The sequence below is a fragment of the Streptomyces avidinii genome, from assembly GCF_045161815.1.
GTDB classification, from domain to species: domain Bacteria; phylum Actinomycetota; class Actinomycetes; order Streptomycetales; family Streptomycetaceae; genus Streptomyces; species Streptomyces avidinii.
This window is the reverse complement of record NZ_CP108863.1, coordinates 3,675,950-3,693,073: the sequence shown is the minus strand read 5'-3', so window position 1 is coordinate 3,693,073 and position 17,124 is coordinate 3,675,950. Positions and strand designations below refer to the sequence as shown.

Sequence of the window (17,124 nt, the reverse complement as noted above, 5' to 3'; positions counted from 1 at the left end):
AGCACCTCATGGACGTCATCTCCGTCATCCGGACCAAGCGGGACCGCGGTGAGCTGAGCCCCGAGCAGATCGACTGGGTCATCGACGCGTACACCCGCGGTGTCGTGGCCGACGAGCAGATGTCGGCGCTGGCGATGGCCATCCTGCTCAACGGCATGAACCGGACCGAGATCGCCCGCTGGACCGCGGCGATGATCGCCTCCGGCGAGCGCATGAACTTCGACTCCCTCTCCCGCCCGACCGCGGACAAGCACTCCACGGGCGGCGTCGGCGACAAGATCACCCTCCCGCTCGCCCCGCTCGTCGCCGCGTGCGGCGCGGCCGTCCCGCAGCTCTCGGGCCGCGGCCTCGGCCACACCGGTGGCACCCTCGACAAGCTGGAGTCCATCCCCGGCTGGCGCGCGCTGCTCTCCAACGAGGAGATGCTGCACGTCCTGGACACCACCGGCGCGGTCATCTGCGCGGCGGGCGACGGCCTGGCCCCGGCGGACAAGAAGCTCTACGCGCTGCGCGACGTCACCGGCACGGTCGAGGCCATCCCGCTGATCGCCTCCTCGATCATGTCGAAGAAGATCGCCGAGGGCACGGGCTCGCTCGTCCTGGACGTCAAGGTCGGCTCCGGCGCCTTCATGAAGAACATCGAGGACGCGCGCGAGCTGGCGCGCACCATGGTGGGCCTCGGCACCGACTCGGGCGTCAAGACCGTCGCGCTCCTGACGGACATGTCCACCCCGCTGGGCCTGACCGCCGGAAACGCGCTGGAGGTCCGCGAGTCGGTGGAGGTCCTGGCCGGTGGCGGCCCCGCCGACGTGGTCGAACTGACCATCGCGCTGGCCAAGGAGATGCTGGAGGCGGCGGGCATCAAGGACGCAGACCCGGCGAAGGCGCTGGCCGACGGCTCCGCGATGGACCACTGGCGCCGGATGATCGCGGCCCAGGGCGGCGACCCGGACGCGACCCTGCCGGTGGCCCGAGAGCAGCACGTGGTCACCGCCACCGAGTCGGGCGTCCTGACCCGCCTGGACGCGTACGGGGTCGGCGTCGCCGCCTGGCGCCTGGGCGCCGGCCGCGCGCGCAAGGAGGACCCGGTGCAGGCGGGCGCGGGCGTCGAGCTCCACGCGAAGCCGGGCGACACGGTGACGGCGGGCCAGCCGCTGATGACCCTGCACACGGACACCCCGGAGAAGTTCGACTACGCCCTCGCCTCCCTGGCGGGCACGTACGACATCGCCCCGGCCGGCACGGCCTTCTCCGCCACGCCGATCGTCCTGGACCGCATCGCCTGATCCCGGGCCCCCGTCCCGTCGGCGCGGCTCCCCGTCCGGAGCCGCGCCGGCGCCTTTTCACAGGCCCGGCAGCGCCTCCCCGGGCTCCGGCTCGCGCCGGGCGGTGGGCGTCGGATCCCAGTACGCGGGCTTGAGCGCGGGCTTCATCCCGCCATTCTGCGGACCGCCGATGACTTCCGGCGGGCGGGGGAGTCACCCTCTCGTGGAGATCCGACGACTCGTGCTGCCCGGCCCCGCACCGACCGCCCACGACGCGGCGGTGCTGTGCGCGCGCCTGGCGCGGCTGTACGAGGCCGGGGCACGCGCGGTGGAGTGCGACGCGCGGGCCGTCACCGCGCCGGGGCTGGGCGCCGTCGAGGTGCTGGCACGGCTGCGGCTGACCGCCCGGGGGCGGCCGCTGCGGGTGACCGGGGCCGCGCCCGCCCTGCGCGCCCTACTGGACCTCGTAGGACTCGTCGAGCTCCTCGGGGAGGCCGAACAGCGGGAACCATCGCGCGGTGTCCAGGAAGGCGTTGAGCCCGACGATCTTGCCGTCTGAGACCTCCAGCACCTGGAGCGCCCACGGGGTGTGGCCCGGCCGCCCGTCCTCGCGCGGACGGTACTGGCCGAAGGCCGGCATGCCGTTCGCCGTCGTCGGGACGAGGCGGGAGCCCTTGCAGCCGATGCCCTGGTTCAGGTGCCAGGCCGCGATGTCCTCGTGCCCCTGGAGCCACAGGTCGAACGGCGGCATGGACAGCACGGCGTCCTCGTGCAGGAGCGCGGTGAGCCGCGAGATGTCGTAGGCCTCGAAGGCGGAGAGGTACCGCGCCAGCAGCTGCGCCTGGTCCGCGTCCAGCGGATCCGCCGGTTCGCTGTCGCGCAGCGACTGTCCGGCCAGGGTGGCCCGGGCGCGCTGGAGGGCGCTGTTCACCGAAGCCGTCGTGGTCTCCAGGAGCTGGGCCACCTCGTCGGCCTTCCAGGCCAGCACCTCGCGCAGGATGAGCACCGCACGCTGCTTGGCGGGCAGGTGCTGGAGCGCCGCGACGAAGGCCAGGCGGACGGACTCCTTCGCCAGGGCCATCTCCGCCGGGTCGGCGGTCTGCGGCAGCACCCGGCCGTCCGGGACCGGCTCCAGCCAGGTCACCTCGGGGCGTTCGTTGAGCACGGCGGAGGCCTGGTGCTGCGGGGCGGTGAGGTCCATCGGGCGGGCCCGCTTGTTCCCCGCGTTCAGCAGGTCCAGGCAGACGTTGGTGGCGATCCGGTACAGCCACGACCGCAGCGAGGAACGGCCCTCGAACTTCTCGTAGCTCCGCCAGGCGCGGATGTACGTGTCCTGCACCGCGTCCTCGGCGTCGAAGGACGATCCGAGCATCCGGTAGCAGTACCCGGTGAGCTCGACCCGGTACCGGTCCATGGCCGTGTCGAGGTCCATATCGGTGGTGGCGAGATCACTCATGTCCGTCCGTCCCCCAGGTAGTTCCGCTACTTCGGAACCTACCGGAGGGGTCCGACAACGGCAGCCGGAAGCGCCGGGCGCGTGTCCGCCCGGCATGTATGTCGTCATCAAGTTTCTTGACGTCAAGATTAATCTGCGGCAGGCTTCCCCAGGTATCTCGATATCGAGATACCTGGACGGGTGGACGCGGTCGAACGGGGGACTGGGATGCGGCGCGGTGGGGAGATCCGGAAGCCACGACGGGGGGAACCGGGGCTGCTGGCGCAACTGCGCCGGCCGCCCGGTGGCCGTGACGCACGGATCATGCTGCTCACCCAGGCGCTGGACCGCGCGGGCACCGGCGTGTGGGCCGCGTCCTCCGTCCTCTACTTCACCTTCGTCGTCGGACTCGACGCCGGGCAACTGGGCCTGCTGCTGGGCGCGGCGGGGGTGGCGGGCATCGCCGGATCGCCGCTGGCGGGCCACCTCGCCGACCGCCTCCAGGTGCGCACCCTGCTGATCGGCTGCCACCTGATGCGCCTCGGAGCCCTGTGCGCCCTGCTCGCGGCCACCGACTTCCGCGTGCTGCTGCTCCTGTTCGCCGTCACCCACCTGGGAGACCGGGCCGCCAAGACGCTGGAGATGCTCTTCGCCACCCGGGTCGCGGGCGAGAAGCGCGCCACCTACCAGGCGCTGTCGCGCAGTTCTGCGAACGCCGGCTACGCCCTCGGCGCCGGCCTCGCGGCCATCGGTCTCGCCGTCGGCACCCGGGGCGCCTACCACGTGCTGATCCTCGCCAACGCGCTGTCGTTCCTGGTGGCCGCCGCCCTGGTGTGGCGCACCCGGGAGCCGCGCGGCCGAGGGCTCGTGGCCGCACCCGCCGACGGCACCGCCCCGCAGGCCACGAGCCAGGCCACGAGCCAGGCCACGGCCCCGGCCGGGGCGGGCGGACCGAGTCCCTGGCGGGACCGCGGCTACCTCCGGTTCGTCCTGCTGGACATCCCGATGAACCTCGACGATTCGATCCTCGGCGTCGGCCTGCCGCTGTGGCTGGTCGCCCACACCACCGCCCCGCACGCCCTGATCCCGGCCTTCCTGGTCATCAACACCGTGCTCGTCGTCGTCCTGCAGCTACGGGTGTCGGCGCGGGTCGAGGGCCCCCGCCGGGCGGCGGACGCGGTCGCCCTGTACGGCCTGATGACCCTCGCCTGCTGCGTCTTCCTCGCCGCCGCACCCCGCGGCGGGGTCCTGGCCGCCTCGGCCGCCCTGCTCGCCGCGGCGGTGCTGGCCACCGCGGCGGAGCTGATGCGCTCGGTCAGTTCCTGGGAGCTCGCCGTCTCCCTCGCGCCCCGGGAGGCGCGCGCCTCCTACCTCGGGGTGGCCGGCATGGCCCAGTCCGTCCAGAAGTCCGCGGGCCCGCTGCTGCTCACCGGCGCGGTGATGGTGGCCGGCCCGGCGGGCTGGCTGGCCCTCGGGGTGGGGGTGGCGGGACTGTCCCTCGTGCAACGGCGGGCCAGCCTCTGGCGGTTGGAGCTCCTGAGCGGGACACCGGCCGCCGCCCCCGCGTCCGCCGCGTCCGCCTGAGGCTACGTACCGGGCTTGCGGCCGTACACGTAGACGTCCTCGCCCTTCCCCAGCAGGTTCCAGTACGCCTTGGCATCGGCGGACCGCATGTTGACGCAGCCGCCCGAACCGGGCGGGTTCCACATGCTCTTGGTGGTCGAGTGGAAGGCGATGCCGCCGTCGAAGAACTGCGCGTACGGCATCGAGACGTTGTAGAGCGTCGACCAGTGGTCGATGCTGCGGTAGTAGATCTTCTTCAGGCCGGTCCGGGTCTCCGTGCCGTCCTTGCCGGTGCGGACAGGAACGGGTCCGTACTTCAGGGTGGCGCCGTCCTGGACCCAGCTCAGCTGCCGCGTCAGGTCCACGCAGGCGATCCGCCCCCGGTCGGTCGGGCACTGGCCCGCCCTGTTCGGGGTGCTGCCGGCCGCCCGCTGGGCCAGCATCGTGTTCATGGTCTGCCAGGTCAGCGGCCCGGCGTAGCCCTGGGTCGGGGTGATCCCGTGGCTCGCCTGGAAGGACCGGATCGCCGTGCAGTCGGCCGCCGACTGTTTCCCGTCCACCGGCCGCCCGAGGAACTGCTCGGCCTGCCGCTGGTACGGCCCCGTCGTGAGGTTGCAGGAGGCGGCGGCCTGCGCCGCCCCGCCGCCCGCGACCACCAACGGCAGTGCCAGCGCGGCCGCCCCGCCCAGCACCGCCGCCCGCGCCCCGATCCGCGCCCCGACCCTCGTACCCATCCGGTCCTCCCCTGCTCGCACAGCGTCGTTCTCCGTGTTGAATGCCCGGAAAACAAGCAGGGGTTGCTCATACAGGGGGCGTAGATTTTGTCAGCGCGCGCCCACGGCCGAGGCCGGCACACGGCGCTGCACGCGCGCCGCGTGCGACCCGTAGAGGGTGATCGACACGACGCCGAGCACCGCCAGCAGTGCGATGCCGACCGTGGCCGCCCAGCCCGCCCCGTGGTAGGCGAGGGCGCCCAGGGTGCCGCCCGCGCTGGAGCCGAGGTAGTACGCCGACTGGTAGAGCGCGGAGGCCTGTGCCCGGCCCGTCTTCGCCGTCCGGCTCACCGCGGCGGAGGCCACCGCGTGCCCCGCGAAGAAGCCCGCGGTGATCAGGACCAGCCCGAGCACGATCACCGGCAGCGAGTCGGACAGCGACAGCAGCAGCCCGAGCGCCGTGGTGGTCACGGCCAGGTACAGCGCGCCGCGCCGCCCGGTGCGGGCCACCAGCTTGCCGGCGGCGGCCGAGGAGACCGTACCGACCAGGTAGATCAGGAAGATCGACCCGATCACGCCCTGCCCGAGCGAGAACGGCTCGTCCACCAGCCGGTAGCCGATCACGGTGTAGACCGCGCCGAAGACCGTCATGAACAGCGCGCCGATCCCGTACAGCCGCAGCAGCAGCGGATCGCGCAGATGACCGGCGACGGTACGGCCCACCGCGCGCGGGTTCAGCGACGCGGGCCGGAAGAACCGCGCCCGGGGCAGCAGCACCAGGAAGGCCACCGCGCACGCCAGCGACATCAGGGCGACGGCCAGCAGGCCCGCCCGCCATCCCCACAACTGCGCGGCCCAGCCGGTGACGAGGCGCCCGCTCATGCCGCCGATGGAGTTCCCCGCCACGAACAGGCCGATCGCGGCCACCAGGGCCTTCGGCCTGACCTCCTCCGCCAGGTACGCCATCGCGGAGGCCGGGACCCCGGCGATCGCCGCACCCTGGACGGCGCGCAGCGCCACCAGCCACTCCACGTTCGGCGCGAACGGCACCAGCAGGCCGACGCCGACGGCGATCACCATCGAGCAGGTCATCATCCGGGTGCGGCCGAACCGCTCGGACAGCGCGCTCAGCGGGAGGACGAACAGCGCGAGCGCGCCGGTGGCCGCGGACACCGTCCAGCTGGCCTGACCCGCGGTCACCCCGAGGCCGGCGGAGATCGCGGGCAACAGCGCCTGGGTGGAGTAGAGGAGGGCGAAGGTCGCGAGTCCGGCGGCGAAGAGCGCGAGGCTCATCCGGCGGTAGCCGGGGCGGCCGGGGGAGAGGGGCTGCGGTGCGGGGGACGACGGGGTGGAGGCACCCGGGATGACGGGTGCCCCGGTATGAACGGGAGGCATGCTTCGACGGTAGGCCCGCGTTTTTCATGCGTCCAATGCACAGAATCGCGATAATCGATCCACTGATGCATCAACCCAGCTCAGAGGCGTGGATGTCGATGAACCGTTACGTAGAAGACATGGCCGTGACAACTTTGCTGGCCCCGCGGCTGGCCTACTTCGTCGCGGTCGCCCGCCACGAGCACGTCACCCGCGCCGCCCACGAGCTGGGCGTCCCGCAGTCCACCCTGTCCCGCGCCATGGTCCGGCTCGAACAGGACCTCGGCGTCACGCTGTTCGCCCGCAAGGGCCGTACGGTCGCCCTCACGACGGCCGGCCGCACCTTCCTGGCCTCGGCCGAACAGGCCCTGACGGAGATCGGCCGCGCCGCCGAATCCGTACAGCAGGACGCCGATCCGGCGGCCGGCAAGGTGGCGTTCGGCTTCCTGCACACCCTGGGCTCCGAGACCGTGCCCGGCCTCATCCGCGCCTTCCGCGCCGACCACCCGCGCATCCGGTTCTCCCTCGTCCAGAACTACGGCGAGGCCATGCTGGAGAAGCTCCGGGCCGGCGAACTCGACCTGTGCCTGACCTCCCCGCTGCCGGACGCCCCCGGCCTGGTCGCCCGGCGCCTGGACGAACAGCGGCTGCGGCTGGTGGTCCCGGACGACCACCGGCTCGCGACCCGCAAGCGCATCCGCCTCGCCGAGGCCGCCGAGGAAACCTTCGTCACCCTGGAGCCCGGCTACGGGATGCGCCGCATCACCGACGACCTGTGCGCGGAGGCCGGATTCACCCCGAGGATCGCCTTCGAGGGCGAGGAGGCCGAAACCCTGCGCGGCCTGGTCGCCGCCGGCCTCGGCGTGGCCCTTTTGCCACCCCCGGCCGTGGCCCGCCCCGGCGTGGTCGAACTGACGGTCACCGCCCCGCGCGCCGTCCGCGAGATCGGCCTCGCCTGGCTCGACGGCCACCCCGACACCCCGCCGGTGGCGGAGTTCAAGCGCTTCCTCCTCTCCCGCCGCGGCCGCCTGATCCCCGAACTGGACCCGCCCACCGGCTGACCTGGGCGGCGACACCGAAAAGCGCTGGCCCGTCCACCACGGGGCCGGGACAATTCCTGGGTCGCCGGGCCGAGGGAGATTTTGTTTGGACGTGTTCACGTGCGCCGGGTGCGGTACCGAGCTGACAGCTCCGGTCTCCCGGGTCGCCCTTCCCGTCCATACCCTCTACGCAGCGTGGGAGGAACTGCATCCGCCGCTGATGGAGCCGGCGACGTATGCCGTCGACCCCGAACCCTTCGGACCGCCCTGGCGGTTGTGGGACGAGGTGGGAGAGGAGGGGGCGGCCGGCCAGGGCGTGTACGCGCCGGTGTACCGGGTGTCCTTCGGGGCCCGCGGCAGGATCGTCATCGCACCGGGCGACTCCCGGGGCATGACTCTCGTCCCCGAGAAGTGCGACGGGTACTGCATGGGCGTGGACGGCCGTGACGGTCCCAACCTGGCGTGCGAGGGGTGCGGCAGCGCGGTGGCGACCCGGATGGACGACTGCGGCCTCTGGCAGGCCGTGTGGCTGGAGCCCGCCGCGGTGGAGCGCCGGCCCTCCGGGCTCCCCGCCGCGGCTCCGCCCGAATGGGACGACCTGCTGCGGGAGTCGTACGCCGTTCCGCCCGTCGAGCTCGACGGTTCGTGGAGCCGCCGCTGGGAGGCGGCGGCCGGGGTGGCCCTCGCGTACCTGGTGGCGGCCTGCGACCGCGCACCGGTGACGCTGCCCGGCGGTCTCGTCGAGGAGATGTTCGGCCCCGCCGTCGCCGGGTTCCGATCGTCCGGGCTTCCGGCCAGGTCCGTGGCCCTCGCCGGGCCGGGGATCGGAGCAACCGGGCACGCCGCCGACATCCTGCTCGTCCCGCGCCATCCGCTGACCGGGGAGCCGTGGCGGCCACCGGCCGGCACGGCGGCGGTCGTACCGCTGGACACGGGGGTCTGGGCGTACCTGGCTTTGCCCCGGGCCGAAGAGACCGCGCCGGTCCCGGCGTCGGGCCGGCTGCCGGAGGGCGTCCTGCGCGACGACTACCCGGGGCCGCACCCACCCTGGCCGCTCCGGCCCCACCCGGTCGCCTTCACGGGCACACTGGCCCGGCTGCCCGCCGCGCGCAGCCCCCGACTGCGCGGCTACTTCTACCGGGACAGCCCTTGGGCAGAGCCCGGACCGCCCGGTGGCGGGGAGGCGGAGGGGGGTTGCGGGGCGTCCGGTTGGGGGTCGCCGGACGGGCCGATGCGGAGTTCGAAGTTGCCGCCGTACTCCTCGTGGCCCGCGGCCACCGCCACGGCCATGGCTTCCTCGCCCTGTTCGCCCTGGACGATGAGCGGATCCCGGCGCAGGTCGCGCATGAGTGCCACGCACATACCGATCATGACCAGGGTGAACGGCGCCGCCACGAGGATCGTCAGGTTCTGCAGTCCGGCGAGCGCGTCGCCCTCGCCGTTGCCGATGAGGAGCATGACGGCCGCGACGGCGCCGGTCACCACGCCCCAGAAGACGACCACCGGCCGGGACGGTTCGAGGACGCCCTTCTGCGAGAGCGTGCCCATCACGATGGAGGCGGCGTCGGCGCCGGAGACGAAGAAGATGGCGACGAGGACCATGACCAGCAGGCTCATGACGGTGGGGAGGGGGAACTGCTGGAGCAGCCCGAAGAGCTGCCCCTCGGGGGTGGTCTCCCGGGCGAGTTCACCGCTCTCCCGCAGTTTCATGGCCGTGCCGCCGAAGACGGCGAACCACAGCAGGCTGACCGTGCTCGGTACGAGGATGACGCCGCCGATGAACTGCCGGATGGTGCGGCCGCGGCTGATCCGGGCGATGAACATGCCGACGAACGGGGTCCAGGAGATCCACCACGCCCAGTAGAAGACCGTCCAGCTGCCCAGCCATTCGGCGACCTCGCCGGCACCGGTGGCCTCGGTACGGCCGATGAGCTGGGGGAGGTCGCCGAGGTAGGCGCCCAGGGACGTGGGCAGGAGGTCGAGCACGATGATGGTCGGCCCGGCGATGAACACGAACACGACGAGCACGAGGGCGAGCACCATGTTGATGTTCGACAGCCACTGGATGCCCCGCTCCACGCCGGAGACCGCGGAGGCGACGAAGGCGACGGTCAGGACCGCGATGATGCCCACGAGGAGCGCCGTGCCGACCGAGTCCATCCACCCCAGCTCACGGAACCCGCTGCCGATCTGGAGGGCCCCGAGGCCGAGCGAGGCCGCGGAGCCGAAGAGGGTGGCGAAGATCGCCACGATGTCGATGACCCGGCCGGCCCCGCCGTGGGCGTGCCGGGCGCCGATCAGCGGCTCGAACGCGGCGCTGATCGTCTGGCGGCGGTTGCGGCGGAAGGTGCTGTAGGCGATGGCGAGCCCGACCACCGCGTAGATCGCCCACGGGTGGAGCGTCCAGTGGAACAGCGTGGTGGCCATCGCCGTCTGCATCCGCTCGGCGGAGTCGACCGGGTGCGTGCCGGGCGGGGGCGTCCCGTAGTGGGCCAGGGGTTCGCTGACGCCGTAGAACATGAGTCCGATGCCCATGCCGGCGCTGAACATCATGGCGACCCAGGAGACGGTACGGAACTCCGGGACCTCGTCCTCGCGGCCGAGGCGGATCCGGCCGTAGCGGCTGATCGCCAGCCAGAGGGCGAAGACGACGAAGCCGCTGGCGGCGAGCATGAAGGCCCAGCCGCCGTTGTGGATGAGCGCTTCGAGCAGGCTGCTCGACACGCTCTCCAGCGAGTCCGTTGCCACGGCGCCCCACAGTACGAAGGCGAGGGTCAGGCCCGCGGTGACCCCGAAGACCACCTTGTCCGTGCGGGAACGCGTGTCGGCCGGCAAGGAAGCCCCTTTCACCCGAGGACGGGAACGGCATATCGTGACAGATCGTCATGTATACCACTCAGCCTCGCCGGCGTTTGAGGCGCGGAGTCTGGGGCGGCGGCGAGGCTGGGTGCGGCCGGCGAGGCCGAAGGGGGCCTGACGGGGCTGACGGGGGCGCGGCGGGGCTGAGTGCGGTCGAGGGTTACGTGGTCGGGGGTGGCACGGCCGAGAGCAAGTAGCCCGCCTGGAAGCGGGACTTGGCGCCCACCGCGCGCATGATCTCCGCGATGTGCCGCTGGCAGGTCCGTTCCGACATGCCCAGACGGCGCGCGATCACCTTGTCCTCCAGCCCCTCCGACAGCAGCCGGACGATCGTCTGCCGCAGCTCGTCCGAGATGGACCGGGCCGCCTCCGGGCTCACCGACGTGGGGAAGGGCTCCGCGCCCGGCCAGGAGCGCTCGAAGGTCGCCGTCATGAAGTGCACGACGCTCGGCTCCCGCACCACCAGCGCCGCCCCGCTGCGGTCCGGCACCGCCATCAGGCCCGTGTGGTCGTCGAAGATCAGCATGCGCATCAGCCCGTCGCCCAGGGTGCGTACCTGCGCCCCCAGCGCCGTCACCCGCTCGACGTAGGCCGCCGTGGGCCGCGAGTAGCGTGCCGTGTGCTGGTAGATCGTCCGCATCGAGACCCCGCGCGTCAGCAGCGACTCGTCCCGCCCGATCGACTCCTCCAGGGTCTCCAGCGGACGGCCCCCGCCGGGCTGCGAGGTCAGCAGCTCCCGCTCGCACGCGGCGACCAGCTCCGTGATCAGTCCCCGTACCGCGCCGAGGTCCGTGACCAGCTCCAGGCGGCCCGACCCGCTCAGGTCCCGGTGCGCGGTCCCCGCCTCGTACGCGGGCACCAGCGCCTCCAGCCGCCCGCGCAGCCGGTCCATCTCGTCGTGGGTCTCCCGTACGAGCAGGGCCAGCGGGGTCAGGGCCCGGGCCGCCGCCGCCCGGGGGGCCACCGCGCTCCAGCGGTCCGGGTCCTCGCCCGGGGCCCGCTGGAGCAGGTGCGCGGCGGCCAGCTCGGTGATGGCGGCGGCCGCGCGCACGCCCAGGGCGCCGGTGGCCTCGCACGCGTCGAAGGCATGCCGCTCCACGGCGTACGCGTACAGGCGCCGGGCGGCGGGGCTCAGCTCCCCGGCGGCTCCGGCCGCCCCGGATTCCTCGGCAGGCATATGCACATGCGTCCCGAGTTATCCGGATTTATAAACCCCTCGTGTTCCCGCAAGGCGGCAAGACGACGCCTGGAATGCCGCCCTCGGCATATTCCGAAGAGGCACAGTGGGGGGCGCGGCGCGAGGGGGAAGCGCGGTGCGCGCAGCGGACACCCAGGCGAGGACGGGGGCCCGTGTCCTGCTGCGCCCGCGGCCGGCCGTGGTGGTCGCGCCGGGTCCATCGGTGCCATCCGACCGTGAGGGGGCGGAGCGGCGGGTACGGACGGACCGGCGCGACCCCCCAACCACAGGAAGGTCCGGTCCCGGCCCGCCCCGTCAGCCGGCGTCCGGCTTCGCGTAGTCGCCGTAGCCGGTCCAGTCCAGCACGACGCACGGCTCGTCACCCAGGACCCAGGCGTCGTGCCCGGGCGCGATCTGAATGAATTCGCCCGGACCGAGGTCGCCGCTCTCCCCGTCGTCCATGACCAGCTTCATCCTGCCGCTCACGACGTACCCGGTGTGCGCGGATTGGCAGCTGTCCGTGCCCGCCAGCGGCTTGATGTGCAGCGACCAGCGCCAGCCCGGCTCGAAGACGGCGCGTCCGACCGACCCGCCCTCGATGTCGAGCAGGTCCAGCCTGCCCGTCCCGGCCTCGAAGGGCCGCGTCTCGTCCGGCTGGTCGAAGTTCCTGTGGATCAGTCCACCCATGGCCGGTCGCCTCCGGTAGCGAAGCAGCTCCCCGAGTCCACTCCTCACGGTACGCGCGCCCGGGCCGCTCTTCACCTTCTCAGCGATCTCCCGAAGCCCGAGGCCAGCGGCATCCGCAGGCCGAGCGGCGGCGGCGCGGCCAGCGCGTCCGTCACCGGCCGCGAGTACCGCCCCGAGAACACCGCGCCCAGCACGAAGTCCACGGCCAGCGCCACCACTTCGGGCTGGTGCTCACGCAACCCGTGTCCGTCCGAATGCACCTCGAAGCGGCACGTCGCCCGGTTCGCCTTCTTCGCGCGCTCCGCCAGCCGGAAGGAGCTCTCCGGGTCGCTGCGCGCGTCGTCGGTGCCGTGCACGATCAGCACCTGCCGTCCCGACAGCTGTTTCACCGGCTCGGGGGAGTCCGCCCGGGTCCCGGCGGACGCTAAGCAAGGGGCCATCGCCACGACCGAGTTGACGGCCCCGTGGCCCGCCGCCCGCAGTGCCGCCAGGCCTCCCGCGTCGTAGCCGGCCAGGCAGACCGGCACGTCCCCGTACCGCCGCACCACCTCGTCCGCCGCCCACCGCGCCTGATCCTCCCGGGCGGAGTCCCCGCCGTGGATGACCATGTGGGTGACCAGCCCCTCCGCCCCGCCCGCACGGGCCAGCGCCCGCGCGAGCGGACGCATGGGTCCGGGGGAGAATCTGGACGCCCCGGGAAGCAGGAGCACCACCCCGTTGACCGCACTTTCCGTCGAACCCGAGCCGGTTCTCGCGCCGGCCGCCCGCCCCAGACGGGCCCCGCGCGCCGGCGGCGCATGCAATGCCATGGCGGAACAGTCTCAGACCTTCGGGTGTACGCCATCCGTCCGCACGGTCTCTGTTACATATCGACGCCTGCCGTCGAGGCTCCGCTCTACGCGCGTAGGAGTAGAGTGCGCAGATGACGAGCGAGACCCCCAACCTGCCGACCGCGGATCAGATCCGCCGTTCCCCGAAGGTGCTGCTGCACGATCACCTCGACGGTGGACTGCGCCCCGGGACCATCATCGAGCTGGCCCGCGAGGTCGGCTACGAGAACCTCCCCGAGACCGACGCCGACAAGCTCGGCATCTGGTTCCGCGAAGCCGCCGACTCCGGCTCCCTCCCGCGCTACCTGGAGACCTTCGCGCACACCTGCGCGGTCATGCAGACGAAGGCCGCCCTCTTCCGGGTCGCCGCCGAGTGCGCCGAGGACCTGGCCGAGGACGGCGTCGTGTACGCCGAGATCCGCTACGCGCCCGAGCAGCACCTGGAAGCCGGCCTGACCCTCGAAGAGGTCGTCGAGGCCGTGAACGACGGCTTCCGCGAGGGTGAGCGCCGGGCGAAGGCCAATGGCCACCGCATCCGCGTCGGCGCCCTGCTGACCGCGATGCGCCACGCCGCCCGCGCGCTGGAGATCGCCGAGCTGGCGAACCGCTACCGCGACAACGGTGTGGTCGGCTTCGACATCGCCGGCGCCGAGGCCGGGTTCCCTCCCACCCGCCACCTCGACGCCTTCGAGTACCTCAAGCGCGAGAACAACCACTTCACCATCCACGCGGGCGAGGCCTTCGGCCTGCCGTCGATCTGGCAGGCCCTGCAGTGGTGCGGCGCCGACCGCCTCGGTCACGGTGTGAAGATCATCGACGACATCGAGGTCGCCGAGGACGGTTCCGTGACCCTGGGCCGCCTGGCCTCGTACGTCCGGGACAAGCGCATCCCCCTGGAGATGTGCCCGACCTCGAACCTGCAGACCGCCGCGGCCGCCTCGTACGCCGAGCACCCGATCGGTCTGCTGCGCAAGCTGCACTTCCGGCTCACGGTCAACACGGACAACCGCCTGATGAGCGGCACCAGCATGAGCCGCGAGTTCGAGCACCTGGTCGACACCTTCGGCTACACGCTCGACGACATGCAGTGGTTCACCGTCAATGCGATGAAGTCCGCGTTCATTCCTTTCGATGAACGACTGGCCATGATCAACGAAGTGATCAAGCCCGGTTATGCGGAGCTGAAGTCGGAGTGGCTGTTCCAGCAGACCGCTTCCACCAGCGGTTCCGTCTCGGCCTAGGTCATGGCGTGACGTAACGGAAGCGCCCGGGAGCGAGAATTCCCGGGCGCTTTCTCGTATTTAAGGATGTTTGCGGGCGAGGGTTTGAAGTGACTAGTTTTCAGAGCCGCTCAATTCCCCGTCGCAAGGACAACTTTTCATGAAGAAGTCAGCTGCCAAGACCCTCGGTACCGCCGCTCTCGGTGTCGCCTTCGCCGCGGTTGCCGCCGGTACCGCCTCCGCCGCCGTCCCCGCGGTCGGCCTGACCGACGCGCTGGGCACCGCCACCGGCGCGCTCCAGGGCGTCACCAGCCAGCAGCACGTGAGCCCGGAAGGCCAGCAGTCGAGCGACCCCACCTCTCAGGTCACCGGTGTGCTGACCCCGCTCACCAACGGTCTGAACGGCCTCGGCGGCTGAGACCGGCCCCGTCGCGACGCGTACACGTGTGCGGTGGGTGGATGCCCCTTCGATCGGGTATGTGTCCCGCCGCACCGTGTGCCACGATCGCCACCAACTGCCCGCCGACGCTTTGGGTATGAGGTTCTCGGTCATGCGCATGAACGCACGAGCGACGATGGTCGCGCTGGTCCCCGCCCTGCTCCTCGCCGCCGTGGGGTGCAGCAGCACCACCACCCCCGCGACGGGCAAGGCCCCCGATCCGAAGGGCTCCGCGGGCAGCACCTCCGGCGCGTCCGGAGCCGCGGCGCCGTCCGCCGCGGCCAGCGGGGCGGCCGCGCCGAAGACCGGTGGCAGCGCGCTGGAGCGGTCCGCGCTGGCACCGGGCGACCTGGCCGGGTACCAGATCTCCGCCCAGGGCAAGAACCCGAACGCCCCGGACGGCCAGCCGCAGGCGGACAAGAAGGCCTGCCAGCCCCTGGCCGACATCATGGGCGACGAGCCGGACCCGTCCGCGCGCGAGACCGTCAGCCGCGGCATCGGCTCCCAGAAGCAGATCGGGCTCGCCGTGTCCGCCTCCGTCAGCTCCTACTCCGAGAGCGACGCCAAGGCGCTGATCGCCCGGCTCAAGGCCGCCGTCGCCGCCTGCGGTACGGGCTTCTCGGCCAAGGTCGAGAAGCAGAGCGGCAGTTACCGCGAGGTGAAGGCCGCCGCCTACCGGACGGGCGGCGACGAGAGCGTCAGCTGGACCATGACCGCGGCCGCCGAGGGCGTCTCGGCGCAGGTCCACCTGGTCGTCGTACGCGAGGGCGACACCGTCGTGCGACTGATGGCCCTCAATGTGGCGGCGGCCCAGCAGAAGGCCCAGGTGCCGCAGGAAGTGGCCGACAAGCAGGTGGAGAAGGTCCAGAAGGCCGGCTGACCGACCGGCCCTCCGCCGCGTGGGCGCGGGCTTCCGGCCGGACGAGCGGCCGGACGAGCGGGCGGCCGTAGGCGGTCTACCAGGCGGCCGAGGTGGGCTTCTCGTTCGGCAGCAGCACCCACAGCGCGATGTAGACCAGGAACTGCGGGCCGGGCAGCAGGCACGAGACGACGAATATGGCGCGCATCGCGTTCGCGGAAATTCCGAAACGCCGCGCCAGTCCGGTGCAGACTCCGCCGATCCAGCGGCCGTCACGGGGGCGGACCAGGGCGCTCATGAGGTTCTCCTTCGTCGGGATCGCTTTCTTGCGATGCCTCAATACTCCCGCTGGACCGCCGACAGAACGTCGGTCCAGGGACCGAGCCCGACCCTGGAAATCTTCGGGGTGTCCCCCTGATAAACGGTGTGTGAGCGCCTCATCCGGGCCCGCAGCGCCGGTACGACGGCCACGTGCGCGAGCACCACACCGAGGGTGTTCAGCAGCACCGAGTCCACGTCGACGACCTGGCCCGGCACCGCGGTCTGGAGCATCTCGATGCACACCGAGGCCAGCGCGCCCGCAGCGGCCGTCCGGGCCAGCGAGGACCACGCGGACAGGGCCGACGGCGCGAGCCGGCCGCTGATCAGCGGCAGCAGCACCCCGAGCGGGGCCAGCAGCGCGAGTCCCTCACCGATCCGCCTTGCGGCCTCCAGGGGCCCGAGGGCGAGATCGGCCGAGATCCCCTCCAGCGGGCTCAGATTGGGCGCCGCGGCCCAGGGCACGTCCAGCGGCCGCAGGGTCAGCCAGCCGACGACCACGAAATGGGCGGCGAGCAGGACCCCGGCCAGCAGGCGGAGACGGAGGTTGATCGCGGTGGCGGTGGCGGCACTTTCGCCGTCCTCATGACGCTGCACACCTGCGAGGACGCATCACCCGGTAGCCCTGGTTCCGGCCCGGAAGAGGGTGTGGTGGGGAGCACGCGAAACGGGTCGCAACCGGCGTCCCGGCCGGTCAGCCGGTCGCGATGAGGACGATCAGGATGAGCGCGCCGGCCAGGGCGGGCGCGATGATCTCGTACGACCAGCGCACCCGCACACTGCCCTGGGCGCCGGGCCGCGAGGCGCGGCTCTCGGCCAGTGCCTGGAGGTCGTCGACGATGCGGTCGGCACCGGCCCGCATCGGTTCGGACGGGGCGGTACGCGCCCGCGCGCCCGGGTCGGCCGAGGCGCCCGGGTCACGGCGGTCGTGGGCACTGTGGCGCATCTGCTGCCGGTTGGCCTTCTTCCGCTCCCGCAGCGAGACCGGAACCGACCAGAGCTGGTACTTCGATCCCTCGGCCAGCACCTCGGCCGAGTACCCGGCACGCACCGCGTCCACGGCCGCCCAGGGCAGCTCGATGATCCGGAAGGGGTTGCGGACGCGCAGCCGGTCGTCATTGGCGAAGACGGCCGGCCGGATCGTGAAGGCGACGATCAGCGGTACGACGCACAGTGCCACCGCCAGCGCGATCCACGGGGTGTTGCCCGAGCCCCGCACCACGGCGTCGCCGCAGAGCCAGGCGGTCAGCGCGAGCAGCAGTACCCCCGAGACGATGCCCATGGAGGATCGGTAGACCCGGTCTGCGTACACCGGCTCGTCGGTCGGCTGCTGGCTGCTCATGGG

The 17,124-nt window shown here is 72.3% G+C and carries 17 protein-coding genes; 7 read left to right on the top strand and 10 right to left on the bottom strand.

Going from position 1 to position 17,124, the window contains the following annotated elements; genetic code table 11:
* Positions 1–8 precede the first annotated feature (8 nt).
* Positions 9–1,286: a thymidine phosphorylase gene (locus OG373_RS16120; RefSeq protein ID WP_405439015.1), complete on the top strand. Its 1,278-nt coding sequence runs from the start codon at positions 9–11 to the stop codon at positions 1,284–1,286.
* Positions 1,287–1,488: 202 nt separating this feature from the next.
* The gene (locus tag OG373_RS16115; RefSeq protein ID WP_405439014.1) at positions 1,489–1,824 is read left to right on the top strand and encodes an STAS domain-containing protein; all 336 of its coding nucleotides are present in this window, start codon (positions 1,489–1,491) and stop codon (positions 1,822–1,824) included.
* On the opposite strand, the gene OG373_RS16110 is transcribed toward OG373_RS16115, so the two are convergent.
* Positions 1,720–2,721 (bottom strand): sigma-70 family RNA polymerase sigma factor, encoded by a 1,002-nt coding sequence (locus OG373_RS16110; RefSeq protein WP_405439013.1) that lies wholly within the window; start codon positions 2,719–2,721, stop codon positions 1,720–1,722. The genes OG373_RS16115 and OG373_RS16110 overlap by 105 nt on opposite strands.
* A gap of 303 nt (positions 2,722–3,024) precedes the next feature.
* Between OG373_RS16110 and OG373_RS16105 the strand changes: the two genes are divergently transcribed.
* Positions 3,025–4,284: an MFS transporter gene (locus tag OG373_RS16105; protein ID WP_405439012.1), complete on the top strand. Its 1,260-nt coding sequence runs from the start codon at positions 3,025–3,027 to the stop codon at positions 4,282–4,284.
* A 2-nt stretch (positions 4,285–4,286) separates the two neighbouring features.
* Here the strand turns inward: OG373_RS16105 and OG373_RS16100 are convergent, their stop codons facing one another.
* Both OG373_RS16100 and OG373_RS16095 read right to left on the bottom strand, forming a co-directional pair.
* Positions 4,287–4,997 carry a L,D-transpeptidase family protein gene (locus OG373_RS16100; protein ID WP_405439011.1) on the bottom strand — a complete coding sequence of 237 codons (711 nt, stop codon included), beginning with the start codon at positions 4,995–4,997 and terminating at the stop codon, positions 4,287–4,289.
* Positions 4,998–5,087: 90 nt separating this feature from the next.
* Positions 5,088–6,371, bottom strand: coding sequence for an MFS transporter (locus OG373_RS16095; RefSeq protein ID WP_405439010.1), 1,284 nt, complete (start codon positions 6,369–6,371; stop codon positions 5,088–5,090).
* 62 nt (positions 6,372–6,433) lie between these two features.
* On the opposite strand from OG373_RS16095, the gene OG373_RS16090 reads away from it, so the two are divergent.
* Complete coding sequence (locus tag OG373_RS16090) at positions 6,434–7,411, top strand: LysR family transcriptional regulator (RefSeq protein WP_405444073.1); 978 nt, start codon at positions 6,434–6,436, stop codon at positions 7,409–7,411.
* Positions 7,412–8,524: 1,113 nt separating this feature from the next.
* On the opposite strand, the gene OG373_RS16085 is transcribed toward OG373_RS16090, so the two are convergent.
* From OG373_RS16085 to OG373_RS16070, 4 genes are all read right to left on the bottom strand, one after another.
* Positions 8,525–10,225 (bottom strand): BCCT family transporter, encoded by a 1,701-nt coding sequence (locus OG373_RS16085; protein WP_405439009.1) that lies wholly within the window; start codon positions 10,223–10,225, stop codon positions 8,525–8,527.
* 184 nt (positions 10,226–10,409) lie between these two features.
* Complete coding sequence (locus OG373_RS16080; protein WP_405439008.1) at positions 10,410–11,426, bottom strand: LuxR C-terminal-related transcriptional regulator; 1,017 nt, start codon at positions 11,424–11,426, stop codon at positions 10,410–10,412.
* Between the two features lie 315 nt (positions 11,427–11,741).
* Positions 11,742–12,113: a cupin domain-containing protein gene (locus OG373_RS16075; protein WP_405439007.1), complete on the bottom strand. Its 372-nt coding sequence runs from the start codon at positions 12,111–12,113 to the stop codon at positions 11,742–11,744.
* A gap of 71 nt (positions 12,114–12,184) precedes the next feature.
* Entirely contained in the window at positions 12,185–12,922 is a 738-nt protein-coding gene (locus OG373_RS16070; protein ID WP_405439006.1) for an alpha/beta hydrolase, read from the bottom strand.
* Between the two features lie 113 nt (positions 12,923–13,035).
* On the opposite strand from OG373_RS16070, the gene OG373_RS16065 reads away from it, so the two are divergent.
* The 3 genes from OG373_RS16065 (at position 13,036) to OG373_RS16055 (ending at position 15,482) form a co-directional block, all read left to right on the top strand.
* Complete coding sequence (locus OG373_RS16065; protein WP_189970356.1) at positions 13,036–14,184, top strand: adenosine deaminase; 1,149 nt, start codon at positions 13,036–13,038, stop codon at positions 14,182–14,184.
* 139 nt (positions 14,185–14,323) lie between these two features.
* On the top strand, positions 14,324–14,581 hold the full coding sequence (locus OG373_RS16060; protein ID WP_030387576.1) for a hypothetical protein: 258 nt from the start codon (positions 14,324–14,326) through the stop codon (positions 14,579–14,581).
* A gap of 139 nt (positions 14,582–14,720) precedes the next feature.
* Positions 14,721–15,482, top strand: a complete 762-nt coding sequence (locus tag OG373_RS16055; protein ID WP_405439005.1) for a hypothetical protein — start codon at positions 14,721–14,723, stop codon at positions 15,480–15,482.
* A 76-nt stretch (positions 15,483–15,558) separates the two neighbouring features.
* On the opposite strand, the gene OG373_RS16050 is transcribed toward OG373_RS16055, so the two are convergent.
* The 3 genes from OG373_RS16050 to OG373_RS16040 all read right to left on the bottom strand — a co-directional run bounded on the left by OG373_RS16050 (position 15,559) and on the right by OG373_RS16040 (position 16,959).
* Positions 15,559–15,759: a PspC domain-containing protein gene (locus OG373_RS16050; RefSeq protein ID WP_405439004.1), complete on the bottom strand. Its 201-nt coding sequence runs from the start codon at positions 15,757–15,759 to the stop codon at positions 15,559–15,561.
* 38 nt (positions 15,760–15,797) lie between these two features.
* Complete coding sequence (locus OG373_RS16045) at positions 15,798–16,376, bottom strand: VanZ family protein (RefSeq protein ID WP_405439003.1); 579 nt, start codon at positions 16,374–16,376, stop codon at positions 15,798–15,800.
* A gap of 97 nt (positions 16,377–16,473) precedes the next feature.
* The gene (locus OG373_RS16040) at positions 16,474–16,959 is read right to left on the bottom strand and encodes a PH domain-containing protein (RefSeq protein ID WP_405439002.1); all 486 of its coding nucleotides are present in this window, start codon (positions 16,957–16,959) and stop codon (positions 16,474–16,476) included.
* Positions 16,960–17,124 lie beyond the last annotated feature (165 nt).